Source organism: Bradyrhizobium cenepequi (assembly GCF_020329485.1).
Taxonomy (GTDB): Bacteria; Pseudomonadota; Alphaproteobacteria; order Rhizobiales; family Xanthobacteraceae; genus Bradyrhizobium; species Bradyrhizobium cenepequi.
The window spans coordinates 1-24,593 of the sequence record NZ_JAGKJI010000042.1 but is presented as its reverse complement, the minus strand read 5'-3'; the positions used below and the strand labels follow the sequence as shown (position 1 = coordinate 24,593).

The following is a 24,593-nucleotide window of genomic DNA, read 5'->3' as shown; positions in this document are numbered from 1 at the left end:
CAAGCCTACAACCTGACGCTGCGTCAGGTTCAAGCTTTTTCGTGCTCATTTTACGCGCACGGCGATGTAGAGCTGAGCGCCACAAGTAGCGACTTCTCGTCGTCCTCGACTTTCATCATCACTGCGTGCCGCCTCCTGACGGCCCTATTTTGGACGATGTCTACCCGTTGCGTTGGGTATCCACATCGATGGTGAGTCGATTTGCAGCTGTGGCACACGATCTGACATGAGCGACCCAGATCATCGCGAATGCCGCTTATGACGCCGATCACATCCGCGATGCTGCGGCTGACAAAGGGGCCCAAGCCATCATTCCCAACAACCCCTCGCGATCACTCAAATATCCGCTCAACAAACACCTCTACGCCCATCATCGCCTCATCGAATGCTACTTCAGCAAACTGAAGCAATTTCGTCGCGCGGCGACCCCGCTGAAAACACGACCAGAAACTACCTGGCCGTCGTCACGATCGCGGCTACCGTGTTACGGCTCCGATGAGTGTCACATGGCCTAGAGGATCGGGGTAGCGAAATCGCACCGCGGCCGTGCCGTAGTGCTTTTTCCGATTACCAGACGAACTTCGCGCCGTCCGGCAGTTCGCAGACGAATTCGCCCTCCTTCACGGCTTCGGCCGCCCCGGCGGCCAGCTTGGAGACCCGCATCGTGAGCTTGCCTTCGCGGCTGAGGATGTGGCGATGGTATTCCGTCACCGGGTGCCCCGAGTTGTCTACGGTTTGATGCGCACCGCCGAAGCTGATGCCGTTCTGGGCGGTTTCGCTGAAGGCCCTGATAACCAGCCCGCCCTGCACGGCCGGCCCGGGCTTGCCGCCATCTACGGTGGTACAGCGGTTGAGGTCCAGTATGACCTTCACATTCTTGCCGGCGTGCAGGGCACTGAGCACCTCGGCGTATTTCGGCGAGGGCTCATCGGCCTTGGCGATCGTGCTCACGCTTGCAGCCAAAAGCAAGGAAAACAGGATCGACAGGCGTCTGCCACTGAACTGCATATGCTCTTCTCCTCTACATGAACCACAGGCCGCGCAAGCGCCAAGTTGCCCGATGTCGTGTTCGCAAACAGCTTGGCGGATTCAAGACATCGGGCACGTTCGCCTTCGAAACAACACGTGTCGCAACCGCGCGCAAGTGGTTGCGAAGGCTAATCTAACGTCACAAACGCGTATGTAAGGTTTGCGAAGTGGCGTCACAATTTGTGACGCTCTCTGCACGATTTGGACCAGCGGTGGCAGCTCCGAAAGGACGAACGTAAGCGAGCGATCCTTTGACCCCACCTTGTTGCTCGTGAGCTGATCGGCAACATGCGTTCGGTCTTGAAGAGCACGGTTTGCATAGATGATCGAGCCTGTTGTCGAAGCATCCCAGCTACGGGTCCGGTGGCGCTGGAGTGGCGAGGTCAAGGGACGGATCGTCGCAGAATCCTTTGTGCCGGGCGCGATCGTCTCGGGTATCGCGCGGCGCCACGATCTGTCGCCGCGGCATTTGTCGGCTTGGCGCAAGGCGATACGCGACGAGGTGTTGAAGCTGCCAGAAGTCACGGAGCCGGTGGCGACGAGGTCTGCTGGAGCGATCACGATCCAGAAAGCGAGCTCGTCAAGCGGCAAGGCCGTTAGCTTGCGGCGATCGATGCCCAGGGCATGCGTTCGTCCAGACGCGAGGCCGGCCAGAGATTGACAAGTCTGGTGAGGACGCCGGTCAGATAAGCCCGCGGCTCGACGCCGCAGACCGGCAGGTCGATCAGCGAAGCAATGCAGGCACAGTTCTCCGCGCCCTCATGATGCCCCGCGAACAGTGCATTCTTGCGGTTGATAAGAGGACGGATGCTTCGTTCGACGATGTGGGTGTCGAGCTTAATGCGACCGTCGTCGAGGAAACCGCGTCAGGCATCCCAGTGGTTCAAGGCTTAACGGATGTGCTGGGCAATTGTCGCTTTGCCCGAGACGCGGGTGAGTTGCCGCTCGAACCAGGCCTTGAGCGCCAGCACCAGCGCCTTGCTGCGCTCCTGGCGGACGGCACGGCGCTCATCGGCGCTGCGGCCCCTGATCGTCTACTCGATGGCATAGAGAGCGGCGACAGGCTCGAGCGCTTCGTCAGCGATCGAGGCAGAACCGTCCTGGACAACGAAGAAGCGCCACCGCAAATGCGACCTGCAGAAAGCCGGCGTGATCGCCGCGTCAGGCGCGGTGTCGGCAATGGTCTTGCAGACGGTATAGCTGTCGCATTGCACGATGCCGCGATAACCGTCGAGCAGCCTGCGCGCGTAGACGGGGCCGCGACCGGGCGCGAAAGTGTAGGCCACTGCCGGCGGGTCGGCGCCGGTTCACGGCCGATCGTCGCGCGGATCGCCCAGCAGATCGTCGTCCGCTCGCGATCGGGTGTCGGTGATGTGTCGCCGGGGTCGGCGGGCTCGCCGTCGAAGCGGAGTGCAAGGGGGAGCGGCCGAAATCGGTCATCGGGGGAGACTGTCCAGGCTCGACAAGGGTCTATGTGAGATAGTCGGACGGCTCATGTCGAAGCCGATCTCGGGCTGACAGGTGGCGGTCATGCCGAAGACCGAGGTCACGATGCGGCTTGCCCGGAAGCTTGCGCCCCGTTGCTCGGCCGCCGGCATCGGATCGCTCTCGTCGGACGCGGCGGCGAGGTCGAGGATGTCGAGGGGTGAGCACCAATTCCCTGAACCAGAGACATTGCGCTTTTGTATTATATACCCCAGATAAATTCAGCCGCATCCGGCGCAGCTACTCGTTGCGATCTTGGGCGGCGCATCGTATCCGCTCGCCTACTCTCGACAGCCTGTGTTCCAGCCTGCAAATTTGACTCCTGAGCCGCGGATCGGCCTCCAAAAAAGCGGACGCCAATCAGGCGCAAAATTGCAATCCGATTGACAAAAAACGCCGTGAGAGGGAGGGACTTGGTTTCGCGTCATGCCGACAGCCGCAACGAAATCTCAGCGCTCGAGAAGGTCCTGTCCGGCGTTGACATCTCCATGTCCACGACGCGCATCGATGCACGTCGATCCTCATAGATGTACCGCACGTGCCAGAGCGGCCCCATGTCCGGTGTGAAGCTGAAATCGCCAGAGCGAAGCGCTCTCCCAATCATTCGGACAGCGTTACCGTTGCTTATTGGCAAGCGGAACGCCGCATCGATAAGTGCCGCCAAGCTCACGCCGTCTTTCAGCAACGCGCGTGCAATGTTGTCGCCGTGAACGCGCCGCAAAGTTGAGACGATTGCCGCTACGGCGTCTGGGTCCTTCAAAGGCACTCTGCGCTAGCCTTGTTGAGCCGCGCCATAATTCCGAAGCCCGAACGTCCCGCAAGTCTGCGGTGATGTTCGTAAAGGCCAGGACGGACCGGTTAAGAAAAGCACTCCGCCGGCAGTATGCTGGCATCTGGCTCGCTGTTTCCAATTGCGAGCGAACGGAGCGGCCTGATACCGCTTGCCAGCTCGCGCTCGAAATTTTCTGCGATCTAGCTGTCGCCGCGGGTCACGAAGGCACGGTGTCAAAGTGGTGCCACTGGTCATCTGTAGCCGGCCAAGCGCGCGGCCGTTACCGGCCGCCTCGATCGCAAGCCTGCCGACGACCTCGCTCATCGGCGAAAGCAGCGGAAGTCCCGCCCTGCGCATCAGGTCACGGCTTCCTAAGCAAATTGCGGTGCACCCAGGCTTTAGGAGCACAATGGCCTGCTCCGGGTCCGACGCCGGATGCAGACAAGTCAAGAGGATCTGGCTATTTCGCAGCTGCGTCCATTCGGCAATCTGGGGCTCCTTGACCTTTATTATCATCTCGCTCGATGCAAAATACCTCACGTAAGGAGTCCAGAATCGTTGCGCCGGCCTTGCGTGTCGACCCTAGCGCCGATGCCACGCCGGCATCGGTCTCGACTACCAACCCTGTGGCCGGCCGCCACATATTCGCGGGGCCTCAAGCGTAAGACCCAGGCGGTTCGTGCGCCCTGATTTGCTTGGGAACACCAACATTTCGTTTTCAATCTGCTTAGTCGGACGACCTCTTATAATTGGGAGAGCAGTGCAAGCTTGCGAACCAGGCGCCAAATGGCGCAGAAATTCAGCGATCTTTATACCTGTCACGCAGGATACCAAACCGATGGACACCGCCAAGGTCGATGTAACAACCGTCGCCAAGCTAAGCACCAATACGGATCTCTCAGACCGAACTCGCCGCGTCGACCACCTCAAGTCGATTCAGCCCGTTGATCGGGCCCCTATCGCCCCACGGCGAGAAAGAGCAACGGCCATGCCAGCGCTCCTCGCGCGCACTAAGCGCCTGATTGCGCTTTGAAACGGTTCGCGATGCGCTCATGGCGCGCGGTGTTTTGAATCTCACAGGTTTTGTGATGCCGCTGTCGGAAACCGGACAACAATATCAAGAAGAGGGGCTGGCGTATCCGGACCTTTCCCACGGTTAATCCAGAAGGTCGCTCTGGCCCAAAGGACCAGGACATGAAGCGCAGCCGCCTTTCGCAAGAGTAGATTATCGGGATTTTTAGGAGCACGAGGCTGGCTTCCGGTCGCCGATCTGTGCCGGAAGCACGGCGTCAGTGAAGCCATGACCTACAGATGGAAAGCCAAGCGTCGCAGGATGGAGGTCTCGCATGCGAAGCGCCTGATGAGGTTGGAGGACGAAAACATGCGGCTGAGGCTGCTGTTGGATGCGACCGCGGCAATAACCGGGACCGGCTGCTCGACGGCGATATCGCGGCCAAGTTTCTTTGCACTGTGCCAAACCTGCCGCAGGTGCATTGGCTCTTGTCCGGCGAGCACCTCTCAGGCGATGGCAGGCTGATCGAGGCGTCGACCTCCATGAAGAGCGTCAACGCTGCCTTAGACAATCCTGTGCGGCCCGGTGAATATCAATGCGTTGCCAGAGCTGATCGGCGCGATCCCAAGCGGCTGCAGAAGGGTAAGTAACGCTAAGCTGCGCCGATGCGGCCAGCCGTGCCTTAGCGGTTTATTGCCCACGCGGCGTAAGGCCGTTTCGATCAGGGACGCAATGACGGCCCAATGCTGCCGTCGTCGTCCGTAGCAATGCAAGAGTTCCCGCAGTCTGGGGGGTGCGATCAAGCGCTTCTAGCCATTTTCACCGAGAACAGTCTCATCGTTGAGTGACGATGAAGTGAGACGCGACAACCGTCTTGGCTATCAACTGCATGGATGTGAAATACGTACTTCGAAATATCCAACCCAAATGTCGCGACTTCCTTGTTGAATGGCCCTGTTAGCGGTTCCGTGCATCGCGGTCTATGGCTCCGACGGATCTGGCCGTCTTCCCCATTAGAGGTCGCCCGCGGCATGAAGGATTGAACGAGACGCTGTTCACGTCGCTGGCTCAGGCCCGCGTCACGCTTCGATGCTGGCGGGCCGAAGACAACGACGCACGACCACTCGTAGCACGGATGGAAGACGCCGTGTCCGAGTTCGCCTTCACCTGCCAACCGCGACGGGATCTGGCGCTGCGCTATGCCGCAGGCTCCGCGCCAGCTCCCGTCGCTCCCACCGCCCAACCAGGCAAATCCAACGACCGGGGCGAACTCAGGACTGGATCGAACTTGGGGCCACCTCAGGCGAGCGGTGATTAGGGCTCAGGATGAGACCTCGATGTCGGCTTTTCCGACCTCAGCAATCCATCAACGAGCCACGATGGCGTCGCTTTGCGCCTCGCCGTTGGAGGGGTTTGTCCGAGATCGAACAACCAGGTCGACAAAACTCCGAAGAGTAGAGATTGCAAGAAGCCTAGGATCACGCAAGCCCGTAATGTTGGATAAATTGTTCGGTGGCGCCGTGCCCGTTGATTCAGATCATTGTAATCCTCAAGCGAGATCAAATAAGAATCCAGGTCGGATGAGCAATGGCGAAGAGCTTGGCGCAATGGCTGTAAGTGCGATACTTGGGGAAGAGAAGAGAAATCTAAGGGAACCCAGGCGCAACGAGACGTTGCGGATTGGGATTGTCGGTCTGGGTCATGGATTTGTTATGGCGCAGGAAGTTCTGGCGACCGGAAGAGCATCGCTGGCAGGGTTATGCGTCAAAGATCCATCCAAGAATGCTCGAAAAGCCGAATATCTGAGGGCGCCAGTTTACACCTCTATCGATGTTTTGGTCGACAAAACGAAGCCGGATGGAGTGATCGTTGCGGCGTCGACTGACCATCTGGCTCAGATAGCAGAGAGATGCATTGAAAGGGGCGTCCCCGTTCTGCTTGAGAAGCCGGCGGCGCGAAACGTGGCTGAGATTGGACGTCTGCAATCGGCCGCCAAATTACGTCGAACACCAGTCTTGGTTGGATATCACCGCAGATTCTCAGACCAAATTGGATGGCTGAAGAGTGCTATTGACAAGAAGGTAGTGGGATCAATCAGCCGCGCCGTTGCGCTATGGTTGGTTCGCAAACCCGATGAGTACTTTGATTCTTGGCGTGTTCAAGCCTCTGCGGGCGGTGGAACGATCATGATTAATATGGTGCACGAGATAGATACGTTTCAGCATCTTCTTGGTCCGATCCGCGAGGTTAGTGCTGTCGGACAAGAAACGAAATTAGCGGACGATGAAGTCGGTCATTCGTATACGATAACGGCCACCATCGAAAATAGGACGGGGGGCGTTTGTCACGTCACCTTTATCCATTCAGACCTAACCCCCTCACCGTTCAGCTATGAGAGCAACGCCGCGGAGAATAGTGTTTTCCCCCGATACCCTAAGGATTGCTATCTCCTGTTTGGAGAAGGTGGAGCAATTTCCTTTCCATCGGGACAGATCTGGTCGACCAGCGGATCTCGAAAGGGATGGACACAACGGCTTGAAAGTTCGATTTACCCGGGCGCCGCAGGCAATGGTCTGCACAATCCTCTTTTACAAGAAGTGGAGCACTTTCTTTCCGTGATTGAAGGGAAGTGTGATCCGAAAGTTACTTTGGAAGACGCGGCTTCGACGTTGTCTGTCATACAGGCGATTAGAGATTCAATGTCGCTCGGTCGACCTGTTGACCCAAAAGCGTACCTGGATTCAACCAAAAGAACTCGCATCGGGGCGGTGCCTCCGGGAGTGACCGCGACGTAAGGGGAGCGACACAGTGCAATCCACATTTGAGGGCAAGACTGTGGTTGTGACCGGAGGTACCCAGGGTATAGGAGGCGCCGTCACATCCCTCTTTCTAGAAGGTGGCGCAAAGGTGTGCGCCCTCTTTCATAAGGACGAATCGGCGGCAAAGAAGCTGCGCGAAAGTGCGGGCGTACACCAAGATCGTCTGCTGACGCTTCGGGTGGATGTTTCCAACTACCAAGCCGTGAGCTCTGCGTTTGACATGTTGCGGGCACGTTGGGGACACGCAAGTATTTTAGTAAACAATGCGGGAGTTCACTGTCCCGTTGCCGCTTTTGAACTCCAAGACAATCAGACGTGGATCGACGTCTTCTCCGCCAATGTGTTTGGAGCTGTGTTTGCAACCAAAGCTGCCATTACTCCTATGAAGAAGGCACGGTGGGGACGGATCATCAATATTGCTTCGATCGCAGCGACTGAAGGCTTGCTCAACGGTAGTCCCTATGCGGCGAGCAAGGCGAGCTTACTCGGGCTTACTCGCAGTCTGGCGAAGGAAGTCGCGCCGTACTCGATAACGGTCAATGCGCTCCTGCCGGGCATGACGGAAACGCGAATGGCACATGCAGTACCGCGCGAAGTCTACAACCGAATCCTGTCAACGATCCCCATCGGTCGAGCTGCTACTTCGAAGGAAGTCGCGGCGCTGATAGCGTTTCTCGCTAGCGACGCTGCAAGCTATATCTCCGGTTCACTGATCAATGTGTCGGGCGGGCGCTAGGCGCGTATTCGCTGTTCAAGCGTTAGAGGGCGTGGCATATCTTGGATATCTTTGTGTGCAGATATTCAACGCGGCGGATGCAAGGGCATGTGGCCCGCAACTCGTTCGATTGGTCATGAGAACAAAACGCTGGAGGTCCTAGAACATGATCGCTGACCGAAAGATTGCAATTGTCACGGGTGGCTCCGGCAATATTGGACAAAGTATTGCGACCGCCTTGTCCAATGAGGGCTATCGTACAGCAATTTTCGATCGATCTCCTCCATCGGAACAGTTCGGCTCTTTGCCCAAGGAGGTGATCTTTTTGTCGGGAGATGTTTGTCGAGAAGAGCAAGTGAAAAGAGCTTTCGCGGAACTCTTTGAGAAAGAGGGCCGCCTGGATCTATTGGTCAACGCGGCGGGAATCTCACCGAAGCGCGACGGTTCAAAGAGAGCGCGAATTTGGGAGGTGAGTTTTGAAGAGTGGCAAAATGTGATCGGCGTAAATCTGAACGGCGTATTTGTGACTTGCAAGGTCGCAACTGAGTATTTCCTTCGGCAGCGCTCGGGCAATATCGTAAATATTGGTTCAGTGATGGGGTTCATTGGAAGCACGAGCGCGAGTTCAAATAGGTTTCCGTACAGCAATTCTGGCGCCCACTATTGCGCATCAAAAGCGGCCGTCCATAACCTAACCAAATCGCTGGCACGAGAGCTGGCAGAATTTAACGTCCGAGTTAATTGCATAGCGCCAGGGGCGGTAGAAGGAGGAATGCTTCTCCTGGACGAGGACCAGAGACAATCGGTCTTGCGCCAGTTGCCTTTAAACAGCTTCTGTAAGGCTCGGGATATCGCTGAGGCAGTACTCTTCCTCGCCTGTAGCGACAAGAGTCGGGCAATCACCGGACACACGATAACCGTGGACGGCGGCTGGAACATGCGCTAGGTGGTGTGGACACTTATCGCATCCATAGGACGATGGCTGCGAGAGTGACGACGGCAAGGTAGTTTCGGGCGGTCTTTTCGAAGCGGGTTGCGACGCGACGGAATTGCTTCAGCTTTGAGAAGCAGCATTCGACGAGATGGCGCTGGGCATAGAGATGTTTGTCGAGCGGATATTTGAGCGCCCGTGAAGGGTTGTTGGGGATGACGGCGAGCGCCCCTTTGGCGGCGATGGCCTGGCGCAAGTGATCGGCGTCATAGGCCGTATCGGCCATGACGACCTCGGCAGGTAGCCCTTCGAGCAAAGTAGCCGCTTGCGGTGCATCGCCCTTCTGACCTGCGGTGAGCGTGAAGCGCACGGGACATCCCAGGCCGCGAACGGCCAAATGTATCTTGGTGCTCAAGCCACCGCGCGAGCGGCCGAGCGCTTGATCTTGATCTTCAGACCCCCTTTTTTGGCCCCGGCAGCGTGCTGGTGGGCTCGGACGATGGTGGAGTCGACGATCAGATATTCGAAGTCCGGATCATCGGACATCGCCTCGAAGATCCGCCACCAAACACCTTTGATGCTCCATCGGCTGAAGCGCCGGAACACGCTGTTCCAATCCCCGAACGCTTCGGGAAGATCACGCCAGGGCGAGCCCGTACGCACGATCCACAGCACCCCTTCCACGAACATCCGGTTGTCGCGTCCGGTTGAACCCTTCTGGTCAGGCCGCCCTATGATCAGCGGCGCCATCCGCTCCCACGCCCCGTCGCTCAAAACCAACCGGTCCATCACACCCAAGACTGCCTCCCCAAAAGCAGCCTTGAATCTGATTTGCTCCTAAAAGGGAATCCTTAGAGTCCACACCACCTAGCGGACTCGCGCGTCAAGCTACCCGATCAACTGAGCAACGGCACTCGATATTCCGGCGCCGGTTAATCCAAAACCATCGAGGGCGCCTTCGTATTGGAGGTTGCTCGGATATTTCGAGGAGCCCGAGAATGGCAACAGTCTGACGTTATCTATGCCATGCTGAACCAGTATCTCCGAAACGATGCTGGCTAGTCCACCGACTCGTCCGTGCTCTTCGACGGTGACGAGTATATCCGTTGTCTTAAGCGCGCTGAGAAGAGTTGTTTTGTCAAACGGCCACAGGCGAACTGCATTTAGAATGCTGCAGCTAATACCTTTGTCGTTCAGCAAATCAGCGGCGTCGCTAGCGGCGAAAAGACCACGGCCGGTGCTCAGAATTGTTACACGGTGTCCTCGCCGTAGGACCTGCAGCCTGTCTAGATCGGGGTCCTCTCTGCCATGTTCTCTCATGCTCGCCGACAAGAACGGGTTCTCCACACGTACATAAGCGAAGCCGCGTTCCGCAAATAGGCGATCGACGATATTGTGCATGTCCAGGTAACTGCTCGGGCAGTAAACGGACACGTTGTCTAACGTACGCATGATCGAAATATCCTCGTGAGGAACGTGGGTGTGACCCTGAAACGTGTAGTAGAGGCCCGACCACAAGCCTACGACTTTAACATCGTAGTTTCCATGTGACACAAGCGTGCGGATCTGCTCGTAGGCTCGCATCGTAACAAATGAGGCTATGCCCACAATAAATACTTTGTGCCCGCAGCTGGCCAGTCCGGCGGCCACACCAGCCGCACACTGCTCCATAACCCCGAGCTCAAGAAAATGAGCTGGATAGTCCGCTTCTATTTGCTCTACCAGCGATGACTTCTTCGAATCGACGGAAATGAGGGTGAAGGCGTTGCCTGCCTTTGCTTTTGTTATGAGCGCGTCTGTGAATCCGGAACGAAGATCAAGAGATTGGCTCGACATAGCGTGACGCTCCGCCTAACTGAAATTGAAAAGAGCTAGCTGATCGCCCAACCACCATTGCAGTCGATGGTGCAGCCGGTGATGTAATTGGCTCTGTTTGAGGTCAGAAACGCGGCAAGCTGTGCCACATCTTGTGGCAAGCCGAGCCTTTGAAGAGGAACATTGTGCCTGGCCCGGCCACGCCGTCTCGTTCCAGGGTCCGAAAACTCGCTCGACGTATTCCGCGAGAAGCTCCGGAACGAGTGCCACGCTTGATGTTTCAACGTCTGCCAATGCGTTCTAACCTGATCTGCAGCGGTCAAGCTGGTCATAGACCGCCAATGAACCCACGAGCTACGAGCTCTTGCATCGCTGCACCGTACTCCGCCTCAGAGGGAACTCGGTAATGCCATTCCACTGAATTCTCCATAAAGGAGATACCGCGCCCCTTGATCGTATGCGCGATCAGGATCTGCGGAGATGCTGACGTTTCAGCGTTTGATCTGGCTAAGTTGAGAGCGTGCACGATTTCAGATATCGAGTGTCCATTTACTTCTTGCACATTCCAACCAAACGACTTCCATTTCTCAGCCACAGGCTCAAGGGTCATTATCGATTCGGTTGGGCCGTCTATCTGGAGTCGATTTCGGTTTACGATGACGAGTAGATTGCTTAGCTTGAGATGACTACCAGCTAAGGCTGCTTCCCAGACTGACCCTTCATTCATTTCTCCGTCGCCGACAAGCGCGACCGTCAAGTAGGATTGCCCAGACCTTTTTGCGGACAGCGCTGTTCCGATTCCAAACGCGATCCCGTGTCCAAGCGATCCACCCGTCATCTCGACGCCGGATATGCTGATCGTTGGAAACATTGTCAGTTCAGAGCCACCCGCAAGAAACCGCTCCAGCGAAGATGGCGGCAAGAAACCGCGATGCTCCATTACTGCAAAGAGCGCCACTGCACCTTGGCAAGAACTTAAGATGAAGCGATCTCTGTTGGGGTCGTTTGGCTTCAGTGGATCGATGCGCAGAAATCGACAAAACAAGCAGTAAAGGATCTCGATCAGCGAAAGAGAGGAACCAATATGTCCACCGCCGGCATTTCGAATCGTGCCTACAGTGCGAGCGCGAAGTGAGCTGCAGAGCAGTTCATCCTCTCTCTGCATTTCCATGGCTGATGGGAGTTTCGTTGCGGTTTCGGCGGGCACCATCTGCTCCATACGCTCAAGGCCTCACAAATTTGATGCATTGGCAACTATGCGACGTCGCCAAGTCCGTTCTGCCCAGCCACGAGACTTGGAACGAGTTGACCGACAGCAAAGCCATCGGCTCACCCCAAACTTGTCTCGACGTTAGCTCCTGCTTTTGACGCACCAGCTGCGAGAGCTTCGCCTGCGCATCCGCGCCTGGTGTCCGAGCGTTTCGGTTCAAGGCCAGGCCGACCTCCTCCGGCCCGATCTGCTGGAACGGCTCGTTATCGTCTATCGCGACGGTGTTACGCAGCACCTCATGACGTACCACTAATCCGAAGGCCGGCTGCAGACTCGACTCGTCCAGCTCGCCGCGAAGCCGGCGCCCCATTTGGATCTGACAGGTCTCACTGCCGCCGTCCAGACGCGACCGGAACCAACGTCGCTGCTGGGCGTAGAACAGCGACACCCGCGACGGACGCGGCAATGCTTCAATCGGCGAGACCGCACTCAACAGTGGAGAGTCTACGGCATTGATTTGTATCAATCGAGCACGTTCCATGCGAAGTCCTGAGCCGGTGACTGGAGACCGCTATGGTCGCAACGGCTCCTTCACCGTGTTCCAGCAATCGGCATGCCGCAAAAGACGTTGCGCGCGCCTTGCTTGAAGAAGGCAACAGCATGAGCTTCGCGCCGTATCGGCGGAACAGTTGGAGCCTAGTGTCGGACTCCGGACGTCAACGTCTTCAACCGGACGCCGTTGGACACGACGATCCGAATCGTCAAATGACGATAGTCGCCTCCTCGTGCCAAACTCGAACGTCTGCTTGAGGATGATGTCTCCAATGGCGACCTCACGATCGAAGGGCTCAGTATCGGAACATTACCTGGTGTCATTCGACTTGCGGAGCGGTATCCCATGCCGAGGACGCTGTTGCCCCTATACGTCCGGAGACCTCCTCGCAACGTTGATAATTTGGTCCTGCGGTGGAATTCGCGTGAGAAGTGATATTTCAGTACGCTACGGGATGCTGATCGCTATGACGTTCGAACACGATGGCGAGGTTGCGCGGCCGTCGCCGCATCAAGCTTCGGCATGAAAGGCAATCTAGTCGCGTCACGGTCTTTTTACTGGAGCCGCGCATATCCGTTCCTGTTCGCCGCGAAGCAAGCCCACACGCGAGGTAACCATAATCTGGCAAGTGTCGGTATGGCCCGCCGAATTTCTTCCAGGCTCGCATGATCAGTATTTTGTGCCGAGCGCCTATCCTGCAAATCAGCAAGCCGCGCAAGCTTCGCCGCCACATTTGAGCGCGCTACCGCGAGAGCCTCGCAAACCTGTCTCATCGGGCGTCCTCCGGCAATGATGCGAGCGCGCAATCCATCTTTGCGCAACCGTACGTCACGCAGGGTTTCGACTCATCTCCTCTTGCCCAGCAACCGTTGCAGCTCGTCGAACCCTACGACGGCAATTTGGTCTTCGCCTCGGTGCCCAGCTGCAGATTAATTCGTCTGCGCAGCATTCCAACTCTGCTTGATCATGGCCAAGTCAGCAGGTGGCCTGCAACGGACACAAAGCGATCACGAGGACCCATTTCGTGCAGGCACGAAGAAGCTCCAAGGATCAACTTGATGATAACAAGCGCGGCGGCCGGCCCTAACCAGATGACGGCGGTGAGCGCGACGGCGATGCCGCCGACACCGCGGATGGTTACCCGTTAGAGGCTCGTCTCGTCTCCCAGCAGCTTGTGATGATCGCGCGCGCCAGTACTTGGAAGCCCGCCAGCGTTTGAGCCCTCAGCTGTAGCGCTCGCTCGTAGAGGCACGCCATGACCTCCCTGAACGACCTTGACTCTGTGTTGTCGTGTTCAGCAGTGTTCAGTTGAAGACTTATGTTCGCAACTCGACACTGAGGCTCGGGAATTCCGAAGGCGTGGCGCGAAGCGCATGCTTTTACCCCTCTTCAATAGGGCCTGCAGAACGTCCTTGGTGGCACGCCGATTGCTTGGGCGCACGGTGAAAGTGCGGTCCGGCCAATTGACGCTCTGCTGCACTTTTTCGCGGTTGCCGCAATCGTTCGCCCAGCGGCGGCTTTGATATCTTTACGCCTGGAGGACGGCGTTCGATCTGGAAGCCGGGCCGTTGACCCGGTGGAGGTGCAGCGATGGCTAATGCCATGCTTAGCCAGGCAGGAAATGTGATTCTTAGCGTCGCGTCGAGCTGATCACGGGGGAGCGCCGCCCGCGACGATGGAGGGCGAGGAGAAGGTCCGAATAGTGGCGGAGAGCTTTTGAGTAGGGTGCGAACATCTTCGAGGTGGCCCGACGCAATGGCGTCGGCCGCAAGCTGCTCGCGCTTTGGGAAGCCGCGGCTATGGAGAATGTCGCTATCGCACCGCTCGTCGTCTCGACCGCCCACTATTCCAAAACCTCGCCACGGGCAAATGAATCCACGATCACAATTGTCTCGTCATGCTCGGCCCGATCGGCCCCGGCAAATCCTGGCTGGACTGCGCGCCCGGCAACGGAGCCTGCCGCGATGGCATCTCCGAGAGTATCTGCGGCGCACATCTTGGCGTCTCCGCTCCCGATACGACCCGCATGAAAACCCGCGAAAGCGACCTGAGCGCCAAGACTGCAAAGACATTTTCGACGCTGTCGTGAGGGTTGAGAGCACGGGCCGTCCTGAGCTGACGGCAACCGTTCCTGCCGTGCTCGTTTTGCTCAACGAGGCCGTGAAGGCCACAGTTAAGCATTCAGCGATCTACGACCTCGCCTACCTGCTCACGGCCGAGGAGGTCGCCTGATGCACAAGATCGTTGATGGCTCGACGCAGATCCTTGGCGTCGTTGGGGATCCGATCCGGCAGGTTCGCGCACCGGAAGTCTGGAGTGCTCTATTTCGCGCAAATCGTTTCAATGCCGTCTGCGTCCCTCTGCATGTCACGCCCGCCGAATTGAAGACCTTCTTGACGGGATTGCGAACGATCCAAAACATCGCAGGTCTGATCGTCACCATCCCGCATAAGCTCGCGGCGGTACATCATGCGGACATCCTTACAGAACGGGCGCGTCACGTGCAGTCTGTGAACGTCATGCGCCGTGACGAGGACGGCCGCTGGCGTGGAGACATTCTCGACGGCATCGGCTTCGTCAAGGGATTGCTGAGCAGAGGTCAACGCATCGAAGGACGCCGCGCGCTTGTCGTTGGTTCAGGAGGGGCTGGCACTGCGATCGCCTTCGCCATCGCAGAGGCGAAGGCTTCCTCTGTTCATGTCTCTGATATCGCGGCAGACCGCGCGAGCGATCTCGCGAGCCGATTAGAGGCGGCCGGAATACCCTCCGGGACCTCGGCTGCTTCGGCGCGGGGATACGATCTCGTTGTGAATGCCAGTCCGATCGGGATGAAACCGGATGATCCGATCTCGATCGACTGCACCGATCTGGTGCGTGAGGCATTGGTCGGAGACGTCGTAGTCCATCCTCAGATTACACCGCTGCTGGCTGCCGCGCGGGAGCGCGGCTGCTACACGCAACCGGGTATAGTGATGATGGACAACCAACTGACTGCGATGCGTGAATTCTTGCGTTTTCCTGACGGTGACTACACCCCGGCGGCAGTCGCACGCGTGCCGGCCGCCTAACGCGTAGCGCTGATCAAATAGCTGACCACAACGTATACGGCCCGAGGTCGGAAACTCAGAGGGAGGAAATTTGCAATATGTGTGAGCGATGCATTTAGGCGAGGTACCGAGAGTCGCCGCTGAGATAGCTGGCATTGTTGGGTTGGTGATCGATGGTGGGCGGCACCATCGCCAAGGGTGATCTGCGCCGTTGGGGCGCGCTCAGAAATACCCGTTAGGCCCTTAGGTTAAGATAACCTGCTCGTCGCAAGCGCAATCCGCCGGCACGCGTCCTCAAGCTCCGAAAGAGCCGTGGCAAAGGAGATCCGGAAGTACGGCGCGAGCCCGAAGGCCGAACCGGGAATGACCGCGACGCCTACGCTGCGCAGGAGATATTCCGCGAGATCGGTATCGCTGTTGGTACGCTGACCATCCGGCGCGGTCTTGCCGATCAGTCCAGCGCAACCGGCGAAGGCATAGAACGCGCCCTCGGGCACCCGGCAGCTGATGCCTTCAATTCTGTTCAAAGCGGTCACAACGAAGTCGCGCCGTGCCTGGAACGATCGGCAGCGCTCTGTGACGATGTCCGAAGGGCCATTGAGCGCGGCGATGGCGGCAGCCTGGCTGACCGACGAGGGGCAGGACGTGGATTGGCTCTGAACGACAGCCATGGCGCGAATGAGCGCGGCTGGTCCGCCTGCGTAACCAATCCGCCAGCCGGTCATCGCATAGGCCTTGGAGACGCCATTGACTGTGAGGATGCGTTCGCGAAGCAAAGGCTCGATCGCGGCGGGCGTCACGAAGCGGAAATTGTCGTAGACGATGTGCTCATAAATGTCGTCCACCATGAGCCAGACATGCGGATGCGCAATCAGCACGTCGAGGATGAGCCGGTAAGCTGCCTCCGAATAGGCCGCGCCCGACGGATTGGACGGCGAGTTCAATATCACCCAGCGCGTGCGCGGCGTGATCGCCCGTGCGAGATCCTCCGCTGTCAGACGAAAACCGTTGGCTTCCCGGCACGGCACCAGCACAGGTTTGCCACCCATGATCAGGACGATGTCGGCATAGGACACCCAATAAGGCGTCGGCACGATGACCTCATCGCCCGGCTCGAGCGTCGCCATCATCGTGTTGAACAGGATCTGCTTGGCGCCGGCCGACACCGTGATCTCGTCCTGCGCAAAATCGAGACCATTGTCGCGCTTGAACTTCGCGCGAATTGCAGCCTTGAGTTCGGGCGTGCCATCGAGCGCGGTATATTTCGTCGCGCCGGCGTCCATAGCCCGCTTTGCCGCATCCTTGACATGCTCGGGCGTGTCGAAATCCGGCTCGCCCGTTCCGAGCACGATGACGTCCCTGCCCTGACGCTGCAACTCCGCGGCAAGGCCCGTGATCTTCAGGATCTCCGAAACGCCGATCGCCGACAGCCGGCTCGCCGGCCGCAGCGGGGACGCCCTTACTTGAACGGGAGCGTTCACGCCTGATGCTTTCTCACACAACGTCGAACCTGACGCCTTGCGCAAGCGGCAGCGTCCGGCCATGATTGATGGTGTTGGTCGCGCGGCGCATATAAGCCTTCCACGCGTCTGATCCGGATTCGCGGCCACCGCCGGTTTCCTTCTCCCCGCCGAAGGCGCCGCCGATCTCCGCGCCAGACGGGCCAATGTTGACGTTGGCAATACCGCAATCGGAGCCGCGTGCCGACAGGAAGGCTTCGGCTTCACGCAGGTCATTGGTGAAGATCGAGGACGAAAGGCCCTGCACAACGGCGTTGTGCAGGTCGAGCACGGAATCGAAGTCGCTGTACTTCATCACGTAGAGAATCGGCGCGAAGGTCTCGTGCTCGACCGGACCGGTCTGCGCGGCCATCTCGACCAGCGCCGGCCGCACGTAGTAGGCGTCAGCAGTTCCCTCAATAGCAACACGCTCGCCGCCGTGAACGATACCGCTTGCGGCTTTCGCGGCTTCAAGTGCGCCTTGCATGCCGCGATAGGCAGCCGCATCGATCAGCGGACCAACCAGAGTCCCGGTATGAAGCGGGTTGCCGATCGTGACTGATGCATAGGCGCGCTTTAAGCCCGGCACGAAGCTATCGTACACCCTCTCATGCACGAATAGGCGACGCAGTGTCGTGCAGCGCTGGCCGGCGGTGCCCATCGCCGCAAAGGCGACGCCCCGGAGCGTCAAATCGAGATCGGCGGTGGGCGCGACGATCGCCGCATTGTTGCCGCCGAGTTCGAGGATCGCGCGCGCAAAGCGCTTGGCGAGCCGCGGTCCGACCGCGCGCCCCATCGCAGTCGAGCCGGTGGCTGAGACCAATGCGACCCTGAGGTGGTCGACCAGCAGTTCACCGATCTCGCGGCCGCCAAATAGCACTGCCGAAAGACCATCTGGCGCCGCACCGCCCTCCTGCTTGAAGCGCTTCACGGCACGCTCTAGGAGCACCTGCGTCGCCAGTGCGGTCAATGGTGTCTTCTCCGACGGCTTCCAGACGATGCTGTTGCCGCACACGAGTGCGAGCGCTGCGTTCCAGGCCCACACCGCGACCGGGAAATTGAACGCCGAGATGATTCCAGTGACGCCGAGCGGATGCCAGCTCTCCATCATTCGATGATCGGCACGCTCGGTCGCGATAGTCAGTCCATAGAGCTGTCGGGACAGACCGACGGCGAAATCGCAGATGTCAATCATCTCCTGGACTTCGCCAAGCCCCTCGGAGACGATCTTGCCGACCTCGATCGAGACCAGCCGGGCCAAGGCCTCCTTGTTGGCGCGCAACTCTTCGCCAAGTAGCCGTACAAGCTCGCCGCGCTTCGGCGCGGGCACCAGTCTCCAGACGCGGAAAGCAGTGTGCGCCGCTTCGATGGCCGCCGCAGCTTCGCTGGCGCTCGTTTTCTGGACCTGTGCGATGGTTTCGCCGGTAACGGGCGTATGCACCTTGAGCGTGCCATCCTTGTAGTGGGCTCGGTTCACGCCAAGTGTGGTGAGCAGCCTGTCGACGTCATCGGAAAGATCGGATGTGTAGGTTTGCGGTTGCAGTTTTGTCGAAGCGGACATGGCGGCTTCCCCGAGTTGGGCGTTGAGTTCAGATCTTTGCAGGCGTCGGGTAAACTACATGTGAGGGCTCGTTCCGCCCGAATCGGAGCGCGCGTCAATCGCGTTCGCAAAGGCGATCTGTGGAGACCCGATTGGCTTCAGCGCTCGCTCCAGCGACGCTTTCTCCACCTGCGCATAGAGTTCCAGTTCATCGCGGACGACAGCGCCAAGCTCCGCTTCGAACTGAGGCCGATTGGACTGCGCAGCATAGTTCTTCTGCTCGTCGGTGCCGATATTGGACTGGAAGATTCCCGCTGCACTCACAGGCAGGAAATCCTCGTACACGATCGGATCGAATTGCAGAAAGCCATTCGAGATCAGTTCGTCCACGGTCGCTGGTTGCCTGCCGAGATGGTTTGATGCGAGCCCGGCCGCAGTTGCCGAATACCGGAAGAAGGCAAGCCCACGCGACCGCAGCTCAGCCCAGTCGTCCGGAAATAACTTAAACCGCTCCGAGAGCTCGACGTCGTAGGTCGACGCATCAGTGCCCGCGGCGTCGATCTGGACATCACGACGGACGGATGCGAGCAACTCATCATAGAGCCTGCGGCCGTCGGCCGTCAGGGCGACGCCGCGTTGCTCGATCTCGCCGAAGCGCGCGGTGTGCGTCCCAGCAATGTCTTCGCCCGCGCTGTGTCTGAAGATGATTGGCTCTTCCAGTGCCTTGAAACTGGTCTGCCGGAGCAGGATCGGGCACCTGCGACGCGCCAGCCCTTCGATAACCGCCTTGGGCGCAATTCGACGTCCTCGCATGCCGACCCGGGCGGCATCGATATCCAGAGTCCGCGGCGTGAGATGATTGATATGCGGGCCCTTAAAACTTACGATGTCCGCGATCAACCGGAGCGCATTGTGCAGCTTTCGGTAGGTGACAAGGTCCACAGTCGCGTCACTGTGCCAGCGGAACGTCTGCAACGCCTCACGAACGAACTCTTCCGCTTCCGGCTGCGTCAGCCTACCTTCGGCTTCAAACACATCGACGAGTTCGAGGGTACGCGGCTTGAAAATGCGGCGAGCAGAAAGGATTCGCTCAGCCTCAATGCGCAGCGCAGGATCCTCGATCAAATCGAGCCGGAGCAGCGAGGTAAAAACCCGAAACGGATTGCGGTGAAGCGCTTCCTGGGCCGTCGGGCGAAATGCTGTGGAATGAACCGGGACACCGGCGATCGAGAGATCATAATAGCCAACGGGGTGCATGCCCATGACGGCGAAGACACGGCGAATGTCGAACAACTCTTGCGCTGTGCCGATCCGAATTGCGCCCTGACGTTCAAGCCCGAGTCTTTCGATTTCCCCGCTCTGCTCGAGGCTCGCACGCATCTCAGGATCGGCGCGCACCGCATCGGCATTGACGTCCGCAACAAGCTGCAGGAGCGTCCCATATTGCGGAACCTCGGCGCGATACATGTCGGACATTGCGCGCAAGAGACGGTCACGAATGTCATCGGAATGCGCATGCCTTGCGGCCATTATTAGCTCCATTGCTGAGCCCCGGTGTCCAGCGGGGCTCGCCGGTGCATACTGTAGTGGTATATCTAGCCAAAGATTATGCTTGTGTTTTCAAAGCAATCAAACGACCTTTCCTTGAGAGATCATTCTAAACTGGAATAAACATGCATACCGCCCGCCGGCTCCTGCCTTCGACCGCACAGCTAGCTGCTTTCGAGGCCGCGTCTCGGGCGGGGAGCATCACTTTGGCGGCCAAGGAGCTCAACCTGACGCAGAGCGCGGTCAGCCGACAGATCAAGACTCTTGAGGAGCAGCTCGAGGTCGAGCTATTTGCGCGCGAACGGCAAACCATTCGCCTAACGTCCGCCGGTGAAGCTTATGCGCGGGAAATACGCGAGGCGCTGCGCAAGATCAGCGCCGCTTCATTCAACCTTCGCGCCAACCCTAGGGGTGGCACGCTTAATCTCGCGATCCTGCCAACCTTCGGCACGTGTTGGTTGGCGCCGCGACTTCCCAAGTTTCTCGCGCATAATCCGGGCATCACCATCAATCTTGCCACGCGCCTCACGTATTTCGATTTTCGGAGGGAGGCCCTGGACGCGGCCATTCATTTCGGGCCGCGGGACTGGCCCGGCGCCGAGATGGCATTACTGCGCTCAGAAGAAGTTATCCCCGCCTGCAGCTTCGAGTTGAAGAACCAGTACGGGTTTCGCACGGCCGCTGATCTCAAGAAGGTGCTACTGCTCAGCATCTCGACCCGGCCAAATGCCTGGGATCTGTGGTTCTCCGCGCAGACCGTAGCGGGCGGGCCTGGACAGACGATGTACTTCGATCAGTTTGCCACCGTCGCACAGGCCGCGATGGTTGGTGTCGGTGTTGCTCTGCTGCCGACCTTTCTGATCCAGGACGAACTGGCAAACGGCAAGCTTGTTCGCGCTCTCAACCTGCCCATGGAAAGCGCCGAGCGATACTATCTGGTGTGGCCGTCCGAGCGATCGACCCACCCGCCTCTCATCATGTTTCGCGACTGGCTTCTGGCGGAAACTGCTGCCGACCGTTGAACATCGGCATGGCGCGCCTAGCGTGTGCGTGCCTCACAAGCAGGGTCTCGTTGGGACCGCCTTCTTGCCACCTACTGCATAGACTCTATCGAGCCTTGCCAAAATCATCAGACTTGCAAGACCTTTAACATCCGCTGCAGATCAGCCCAAAGGTGATCGACACTCTCCAGGCCGACGCTCAAACGAAGATATGTTGCTGTTTCGCTGGAAGGCATAACATGACGATCATTGGTGATGACCATTGGCGCGACAATGCTCCGCGTGCCGCCCCAAAATGCCCCGATAGCGAATGTTTTCAAGCTGTCCAACGCTCGATCAACCAGCTCCGCTGAAACCCCGTCGAACCGGAGGCTGAAGACGCCGGAACTACCTTTAAAATCAAGCCGCCACAAAGTGTGGCCAGGGAAATCTGAGAGACAGGGATGAAGCACGGCAAAGCTACAACTCTCAGCCAATCGGTGAGCGAATTCCTCCGATATCTCGCCGACGTGGCGCAGTCGCAGCCCCATGGTCTGAATGCCCTGCAATGCAAGCGAACGCTCGTCAGGCAAGACGCCAACACCGAGAGAGCTCAAAGTACGACGTATCCGTTGATAGAGTTCCATGTCACTGAGGATGATCGCGCCTAACAAGATGTCGGAATGGCCCCCAGCATATTTTGTCAAGGCTTCGGCAATTAGCCCGACAAGCACGCGAGGAGTTCGAGGAGCAGAACGATGTGCGGCGCTACTGTCCCACAGCGCGGACGGAGAATAGCTACCGAATCAGAGCCGCGCTTCAGTCAGGTGAACAAGCTGAGCCCCCGCTCTGTAGAGGGCCTCTCGGGCGGCACGAAAGCGTCGCTCTTCGACGGCGGCGACCGGAAGCGGCAGATCCCTTTCCGTAACCTGGCCGAGGACATAGGATGCCAACACACTGCCGAAGAGAGTCCCAGGCGCAATACCGCGCCCATTGTAACCACTGAACGCGACGACGTTGCGGCCGAGCATGTGAAAGCGCGGCAGGCTGTCCGAGGTCATCCCAATCATGCCGAACCAGCCGGCTTCGAATTTGAGATCGCCGATCTGCGGAAACAATCTGCGCAGCGACCTCACCGCCCAGGCACGGTGAACCGAGGCGCCAACGCGCTCAAGAGCGCCAACACTGCCGAACACCAGACGTCCCGAGCGATCGAAGCGAAACGAGGAAAGGACCGCCCCTGTGTCCCATGCCCCTTGCCGTTCGGGCAAGATGGAGGTCCTCAGATTGTCCGATAAGGGCGGCGTGGCAAAATTGAAGTAAGGTACATGGATCTGCTGCCGTCGAACCTGCGACCAAGGTCCTGTGCCGTAAGCGTCGGTGGCGACGATCACCCACTCAGCATTCACAGATCCCTTTGCCGTGCCGATCCTCCAGCGCGAGCCGGTATCGCTGGCTGTGAGGACCTCACTCTGGGTGAAGATTTTCACGCCCGCTGCAAGCGCGACGCGTGCCAGGCCACGCACATAGGCCAGCGGCTGTATTGTGCCGGCGCGCTTGTCGAGCAGCGCGCCGGTGTAGTTGCCGCCACCGATTTTTTTGCGCGTCTCCTCAGCATTGAGCACCACGATGGGAGCGCCGCGCTTCTGCCACTGTTCGACACGCATCTCGATTTCCTGCAGACCCTTGCGCCCGATCGCGCAATGCAGGGTGCCCGCGCGCTCAAGTTCGCATTCGATGCCGTGCTTCTCGATCAGTTCGAAAACCTTACGTGGTCCACGACCGAGCAGGTCGATCAGCCGCTCCCCGAACGGAACGCCAAGAATACCTGCGAGCGTGTCGGGCATGATCCACATGCCCGCATTGACCAGCCCGACGTTGCGCCCAGAACCACCGAATCCTATCTCGGATGCCTCGAGCAGGCCGACGCGCACGCCTGCCTCCGCAAGGTGAATGGCCGAAGAGAGTCCAGTATATCCCCCGCCAATCACAACGACGTCGGCTTCCGCATCGCCCACAAGAGGACCGGTATCTGGCGGCGCTGGAGCCGTCAGCTCCCATAAGCCGTGCGATTTTGGATCGCCTCGCATCCGACAAACTCCCTCAGCTAAGGATTGTGAATCACGTCGGAAGGTCAACGCACTTCCCGCAGAAATACAATCCACTTCGTGCACGCGAACTGATCGAGCTGAGCTGCACATTTTACGTCTCCTCCAAAGAAGCCGAAGCACTCGCCATTGCGGACGAGAGAAAGAGCCAGGCTGATCGTCTCGGTCCCATCCCATAAAAAGCGTGCAGCGGCAAGTGTTGGCTGATAGCGCGAACGGCCGACGGCGCCCGCTGCTCGACCGCTCTCCCTCACATCTCTCGGGCGGGGAGCGGCAGCGCGTCGCCGTCTGCCGGTTGCTGTTGTCCCAGCCCGGACTGCTTGGTGATGGACGAGCCGCTTGCCGCGCTCGACCGCTGACCCTCTAGCTAGTCTTACTGCGTCACAAATCGGGAAGGCGCATGGTCCCCGATTTGAATTGCGCAGCACGGACATCTACGTAGCCGCCTAACCAATGCGCTCGCGAGGCGGCGCCGCATGGTAGCGATCGACTTCGGTATGTGACGCTCGGTTCTGAGCGGGAGTGCCGCGGGGCTTTTGATTTTTGGGAAGCGCAAATTCTTTGACAAACGCGGGCCGACGAGGTCGTGAGGGGGAATCGTCTCCCTTTCGGAGATCAGGAAACCGTAGGCGGCGATGCATAACGTGGCGTGGTGATGGAAGCCGCGCCAGCCACGTCCTTCATAATGCCCGAGGCCGACCTCCTGCTTGAGCTCTTGGTAGTCGCGTTCGATGCGTCATCTGAGCTTGGGCCAAATCCACCAGGGCGCGGAAGGAGATGTTTTCAGGCAGCGTCGAGAACCAGTATTTCGTCGGCTCCGCTTCGTCATCGGGCCATTCGATCAACAGCCATTCTTCGGCGTGCGGCTCGCTCAGCCAGTAATCGCGATGAGCTGGACGGACCCGGAGCCTCGCAAAGCGCGAGGTCAAGAAGTCAGCGCTGCCTTCGCGCCATTTGACATTCCGCCAAGCTTGTTTCGGTAGACCGAGAGCAAATTCCTTGACCGAGCAAGGCTTGTGCTTGTCGTCCCGCCGCATCAATTTCGTCGGCCGCCCATTCCCCGACCAGTTCTTAGGCGGCAGCGGTCCCATGCCGGGCGGCCACACGGACGTGTTTGGCAAGATGCCCGCAACATAGCGCAATTCCAACGCCGTCACTTCCTTGCGCAGCGTCGTATCCGCGCCATCTCCGGCATCCATCAGTACCACGCCACGCTCAATGTCGGCTTCACGGGCCGATCGGATTTGCTCCAGCGCGATCTCGGGCTTGGTCTTGAAGACAACATCCTTGGGCACACCGGCCTTCTCTCGACGTTCCTCCTCCTCGACCCATCTCTGGGGCAAGTACAAACGATAGGCGATCGGCAAGCTCGCATGGTGATTGGCAATCGACAGCGAAACTGCCACCTGGCAATTGTCTTGCTTGCCAAGTTGACCGCAATATTGACGCGCCACGCCGACCGAATGCCGGCCTTTTTTGGGAAAGCCAGTGTCATCGATGATCCAAGCTTCAATCGCGCCGTGCCGCTCA

General features: G+C 58.7%; 21 protein-coding genes and 7 pseudogenes. 13 read left to right on the top strand and 15 right to left on the bottom strand.

The genetic code is table 11. The features are described 5' to 3' along the window. Window positions 1–239: 239 nt before the first annotated feature. A pseudogene (locus tag J6497_RS31165) lies at window positions 240–499 on the top strand (IS5/IS1182 family transposase); the annotation flags it as partial. 68 nt (window positions 500–567) lie between these two features. On the opposite strand, the gene J6497_RS31160 reads toward J6497_RS31165, so the two are convergent. Continuing rightward, window positions 568–1,008: a VirK family protein gene (locus J6497_RS31160; RefSeq protein ID WP_225708060.1), complete on the bottom strand. Its 441-nt coding sequence runs from the start codon at window positions 1,006–1,008 to the stop codon at window positions 568–570. A gap of 343 nt (window positions 1,009–1,351) precedes the next feature. On the opposite strand from J6497_RS31160, the gene J6497_RS42185 reads away from it, so the two are divergent. Next, window positions 1,352–1,690 carry a transposase gene (locus J6497_RS42185; RefSeq protein ID WP_225708059.1) on the top strand — a complete coding sequence of 113 codons (339 nt, stop codon included), beginning with the start codon at window positions 1,352–1,354 and terminating at the stop codon, window positions 1,688–1,690. On the opposite strand, the pseudogene J6497_RS31150 reads toward J6497_RS42185, so the two are convergent. The 3 genes and pseudogenes from J6497_RS31150 to J6497_RS42180 all read right to left on the bottom strand — a co-directional run. Continuing rightward, window positions 1,626–2,485: pseudogene (locus tag J6497_RS31150) on the bottom strand (IS66 family transposase); the annotation flags it as partial. The gene J6497_RS42185 and the pseudogene J6497_RS31150 overlap by 65 nt on opposite strands. 453 nt (window positions 2,486–2,938) lie before the next feature. Beyond that, the gene (locus J6497_RS31145; protein ID WP_225708058.1) at window positions 2,939–3,280 is read right to left on the bottom strand and encodes a hypothetical protein; all 342 of its coding nucleotides are present in this window, start codon (window positions 3,278–3,280) and stop codon (window positions 2,939–2,941) included. A 6-nt stretch (window positions 3,281–3,286) separates the two neighbouring features. After that, a complete protein-coding gene (locus tag J6497_RS42180) occupies window positions 3,287–3,802 on the bottom strand; it encodes a hypothetical protein (RefSeq protein ID WP_225708088.1) in 516 nt (171 codons plus the stop codon). A gap of 708 nt (window positions 3,803–4,510) precedes the next feature. Between J6497_RS42180 and J6497_RS31135 the strand changes: the two are divergent. From J6497_RS31135 to J6497_RS31110, 6 genes and pseudogenes are all read left to right on the top strand, one after another. Further along, window positions 4,511–4,694: pseudogene (locus J6497_RS31135) on the top strand (transposase); the annotation flags it as partial. Between the two features lie 11 nt (window positions 4,695–4,705). Beyond that, window positions 4,706–4,852: pseudogene (locus tag J6497_RS31130) on the top strand (IS5/IS1182 family transposase); the annotation flags it as partial. 464 nt (window positions 4,853–5,316) lie between these two features. Continuing rightward, window positions 5,317–5,616, top strand: a pseudogene (locus tag J6497_RS31125) (integrase core domain-containing protein); the annotation flags it as partial. 262 nt (window positions 5,617–5,878) lie between these two features. Beyond that, window positions 5,879–7,093: a Gfo/Idh/MocA family protein gene (locus J6497_RS31120; RefSeq protein ID WP_225708057.1), complete on the top strand. Its 1,215-nt coding sequence runs from the start codon at window positions 5,879–5,881 to the stop codon at window positions 7,091–7,093. 13 nt (window positions 7,094–7,106) lie between these two features. Then, window positions 7,107–7,853 (top strand): SDR family NAD(P)-dependent oxidoreductase, encoded by a 747-nt coding sequence (locus tag J6497_RS31115; protein ID WP_225708056.1) that lies wholly within the window; start codon window positions 7,107–7,109, stop codon window positions 7,851–7,853. 145 nt (window positions 7,854–7,998) lie between these two features. Beyond that, window positions 7,999–8,778 (top strand): SDR family NAD(P)-dependent oxidoreductase, encoded by a 780-nt coding sequence (locus J6497_RS31110; protein ID WP_225708055.1) that lies wholly within the window; start codon window positions 7,999–8,001, stop codon window positions 8,776–8,778. Window positions 8,779–8,791: 13 nt separating this feature from the next. Here the strand turns inward: J6497_RS31110 and J6497_RS31105 are convergent. The 5 genes and pseudogenes from J6497_RS31105 to J6497_RS31085 all read right to left on the bottom strand — a co-directional run bounded on the left by J6497_RS31105 (window position 8,792) and on the right by J6497_RS31085 (window position 12,329). Further along, window positions 8,792–9,561 (bottom strand): annotated as a pseudogene (locus tag J6497_RS31105) (IS5 family transposase). A gap of 90 nt (window positions 9,562–9,651) precedes the next feature. Further along, window positions 9,652–10,599 (bottom strand): transketolase family protein, encoded by a 948-nt coding sequence (locus J6497_RS31100; protein WP_225708054.1) that lies wholly within the window; start codon window positions 10,597–10,599, stop codon window positions 9,652–9,654. 35 nt (window positions 10,600–10,634) lie between these two features. Then, window positions 10,635–10,910 carry an SDR family oxidoreductase gene (locus J6497_RS42175; protein WP_225708053.1) on the bottom strand — a complete coding sequence of 92 codons (276 nt, stop codon included), beginning with the start codon at window positions 10,908–10,910 and terminating at the stop codon, window positions 10,635–10,637. Then, window positions 10,907–11,797, bottom strand: a complete 891-nt coding sequence (locus J6497_RS31090; RefSeq protein ID WP_225708052.1) for a transketolase — start codon at window positions 11,795–11,797, stop codon at window positions 10,907–10,909. The genes J6497_RS42175 and J6497_RS31090 overlap by 4 nt, the downstream gene beginning before the upstream one ends. Before the next feature lie 4 nt (window positions 11,798–11,801). Further along, window positions 11,802–12,329, bottom strand: a complete 528-nt coding sequence (locus J6497_RS31085) for a condensation domain-containing protein (protein WP_225708051.1) — start codon at window positions 12,327–12,329, stop codon at window positions 11,802–11,804. 1,909 nt (window positions 12,330–14,238) lie between these two features. Between J6497_RS31085 and J6497_RS31080 the strand changes: the two genes are divergently transcribed. The 3 genes from J6497_RS31080 to J6497_RS31070 are packed head-to-tail and all read left to right on the top strand — an operon-like array spanning window position 14,239 to window position 15,409. Continuing rightward, a complete protein-coding gene (locus J6497_RS31080; RefSeq protein WP_225708050.1) occupies window positions 14,239–14,430 on the top strand; it encodes an ATP-binding protein in 192 nt (63 codons plus the stop codon). After that, window positions 14,427–14,573: a hypothetical protein gene (locus J6497_RS31075; RefSeq protein WP_225708049.1), complete on the top strand. Its 147-nt coding sequence runs from the start codon at window positions 14,427–14,429 to the stop codon at window positions 14,571–14,573. Before J6497_RS31080 ends, J6497_RS31075 begins: the two co-directional genes overlap by 4 nt. Next, complete coding sequence (locus J6497_RS31070) at window positions 14,573–15,409, top strand: shikimate dehydrogenase family protein (protein WP_225708048.1); 837 nt, start codon at window positions 14,573–14,575, stop codon at window positions 15,407–15,409. The genes J6497_RS31075 and J6497_RS31070 overlap by 1 nt, the downstream gene beginning before the upstream one ends. Before the next feature lie 227 nt (window positions 15,410–15,636). Here the strand turns inward: J6497_RS31070 and J6497_RS31065 are convergent, their stop codons facing one another. The 3 genes from J6497_RS31065 to hglS are packed head-to-tail and all read right to left on the bottom strand — an operon-like array spanning window position 15,637 to window position 19,957. Then, complete coding sequence (locus tag J6497_RS31065; RefSeq protein WP_225708047.1) at window positions 15,637–16,869, bottom strand: pyridoxal phosphate-dependent aminotransferase; 1,233 nt, start codon at window positions 16,867–16,869, stop codon at window positions 15,637–15,639. A 13-nt stretch (window positions 16,870–16,882) separates the two neighbouring features. Beyond that, a complete protein-coding gene (gene amaB, locus J6497_RS31060) occupies window positions 16,883–18,448 on the bottom strand; it encodes an L-piperidine-6-carboxylate dehydrogenase (RefSeq protein ID WP_225708046.1) in 1,566 nt (521 codons plus the stop codon). Window positions 18,449–18,502: 54 nt separating this feature from the next. Then, on the bottom strand, window positions 18,503–19,957 hold the full coding sequence (hglS, locus tag J6497_RS31055; protein WP_225708045.1) for a 2-oxoadipate dioxygenase/decarboxylase HglS: 1,455 nt from the start codon (window positions 19,955–19,957) through the stop codon (window positions 18,503–18,505). A gap of 137 nt (window positions 19,958–20,094) precedes the next feature. Between hglS and J6497_RS31050 the strand changes: the two genes are divergently transcribed. After that, complete coding sequence (locus J6497_RS31050) at window positions 20,095–20,997, top strand: LysR substrate-binding domain-containing protein (protein WP_225708087.1); 903 nt, start codon at window positions 20,095–20,097, stop codon at window positions 20,995–20,997. A 107-nt stretch (window positions 20,998–21,104) separates the two neighbouring features. Here J6497_RS31050 and J6497_RS31045 read toward each other — a convergent pair whose 3' ends face one another. Both J6497_RS31045 and J6497_RS31040 read right to left on the bottom strand, forming a co-directional pair. Then, a complete protein-coding gene (locus tag J6497_RS31045; protein ID WP_225708044.1) occupies window positions 21,105–21,689 on the bottom strand; it encodes a PLP-dependent transferase in 585 nt (194 codons plus the stop codon). A 72-nt stretch (window positions 21,690–21,761) separates the two neighbouring features. Then, entirely contained in the window at window positions 21,762–23,045 is a 1,284-nt protein-coding gene (locus J6497_RS31040) for an NAD(P)/FAD-dependent oxidoreductase (RefSeq protein ID WP_225708043.1), read from the bottom strand. Between the two features lie 202 nt (window positions 23,046–23,247). On the opposite strand from J6497_RS31040, the gene J6497_RS31035 reads away from it, so the two are divergent. Beyond that, window positions 23,248–23,430: an ATP-binding cassette domain-containing protein gene (locus J6497_RS31035; RefSeq protein WP_376708298.1), complete on the top strand. Its 183-nt coding sequence runs from the start codon at window positions 23,248–23,250 to the stop codon at window positions 23,428–23,430. A 171-nt stretch (window positions 23,431–23,601) separates the two neighbouring features. Here the strand turns inward: J6497_RS31035 and J6497_RS31030 are convergent. Continuing rightward, window positions 23,602–24,593, bottom strand: a pseudogene (locus J6497_RS31030) (IS701 family transposase); the annotation flags it as partial.

What these genes read in the sequence shown, in the direction of transcription:
- J6497_RS31080 (WP_225708050.1), top strand. Translation starts at nt 14,239, where the DNA reads ATGCTCGGCCCGATCGGCCCCGGCAAATCCTGGCTGGACTGCGCGCCC.
- amaB (WP_225708046.1), bottom strand. Translation starts at nt 18,448, where the DNA reads ATGTCCGCTTCGACAAAACTGCAACCGCAAACCTACACATCCGATCTT.
- hglS (WP_225708045.1), bottom strand. Translation starts at nt 19,957, where the DNA reads ATGGCCGCAAGGCATGCGCATTCCGATGACATTCGTGACCGTCTCTTG.
- J6497_RS31085 (WP_225708051.1), bottom strand. Translation starts at nt 12,329, where the DNA reads ATGGAACGTGCTCGATTGATACAAATCAATGCCGTAGACTCTCCACTG.
- J6497_RS31100 (WP_225708054.1), bottom strand. Translation starts at nt 10,599, where the DNA reads ATGTCGAGCCAATCTCTTGATCTTCGTTCCGGATTCACAGACGCGCTC.
- J6497_RS31040 (WP_225708043.1), bottom strand. Translation starts at nt 23,045, where the DNA reads ATGCGAGGCGATCCAAAATCGCACGGCTTATGGGAGCTGACGGCTCCA.
- J6497_RS31070 (WP_225708048.1), top strand. Translation starts at nt 14,573, where the DNA reads ATGCACAAGATCGTTGATGGCTCGACGCAGATCCTTGGCGTCGTTGGG.
- J6497_RS31110 (WP_225708055.1), top strand. Translation starts at nt 7,999, where the DNA reads ATGATCGCTGACCGAAAGATTGCAATTGTCACGGGTGGCTCCGGCAAT.
- J6497_RS31090 (WP_225708052.1), bottom strand. Translation starts at nt 11,797, where the DNA reads ATGGAGCAGATGGTGCCCGCCGAAACCGCAACGAAACTCCCATCAGCC.
- J6497_RS42180 (WP_225708088.1), bottom strand. Translation starts at nt 3,802, where the DNA reads ATGATAATAAAGGTCAAGGAGCCCCAGATTGCCGAATGGACGCAGCTG.
- J6497_RS42175 (WP_225708053.1), bottom strand. Translation starts at nt 10,910, where the DNA reads ATGACCAGCTTGACCGCTGCAGATCAGGTTAGAACGCATTGGCAGACG.
- J6497_RS31120 (WP_225708057.1), top strand. Translation starts at nt 5,879, where the DNA reads ATGAGCAATGGCGAAGAGCTTGGCGCAATGGCTGTAAGTGCGATACTT.
- J6497_RS42185 (WP_225708059.1), top strand. Translation starts at nt 1,352, where the DNA reads ATGATCGAGCCTGTTGTCGAAGCATCCCAGCTACGGGTCCGGTGGCGC.
- J6497_RS31160 (WP_225708060.1), bottom strand. Translation starts at nt 1,008, where the DNA reads ATGCAGTTCAGTGGCAGACGCCTGTCGATCCTGTTTTCCTTGCTTTTG.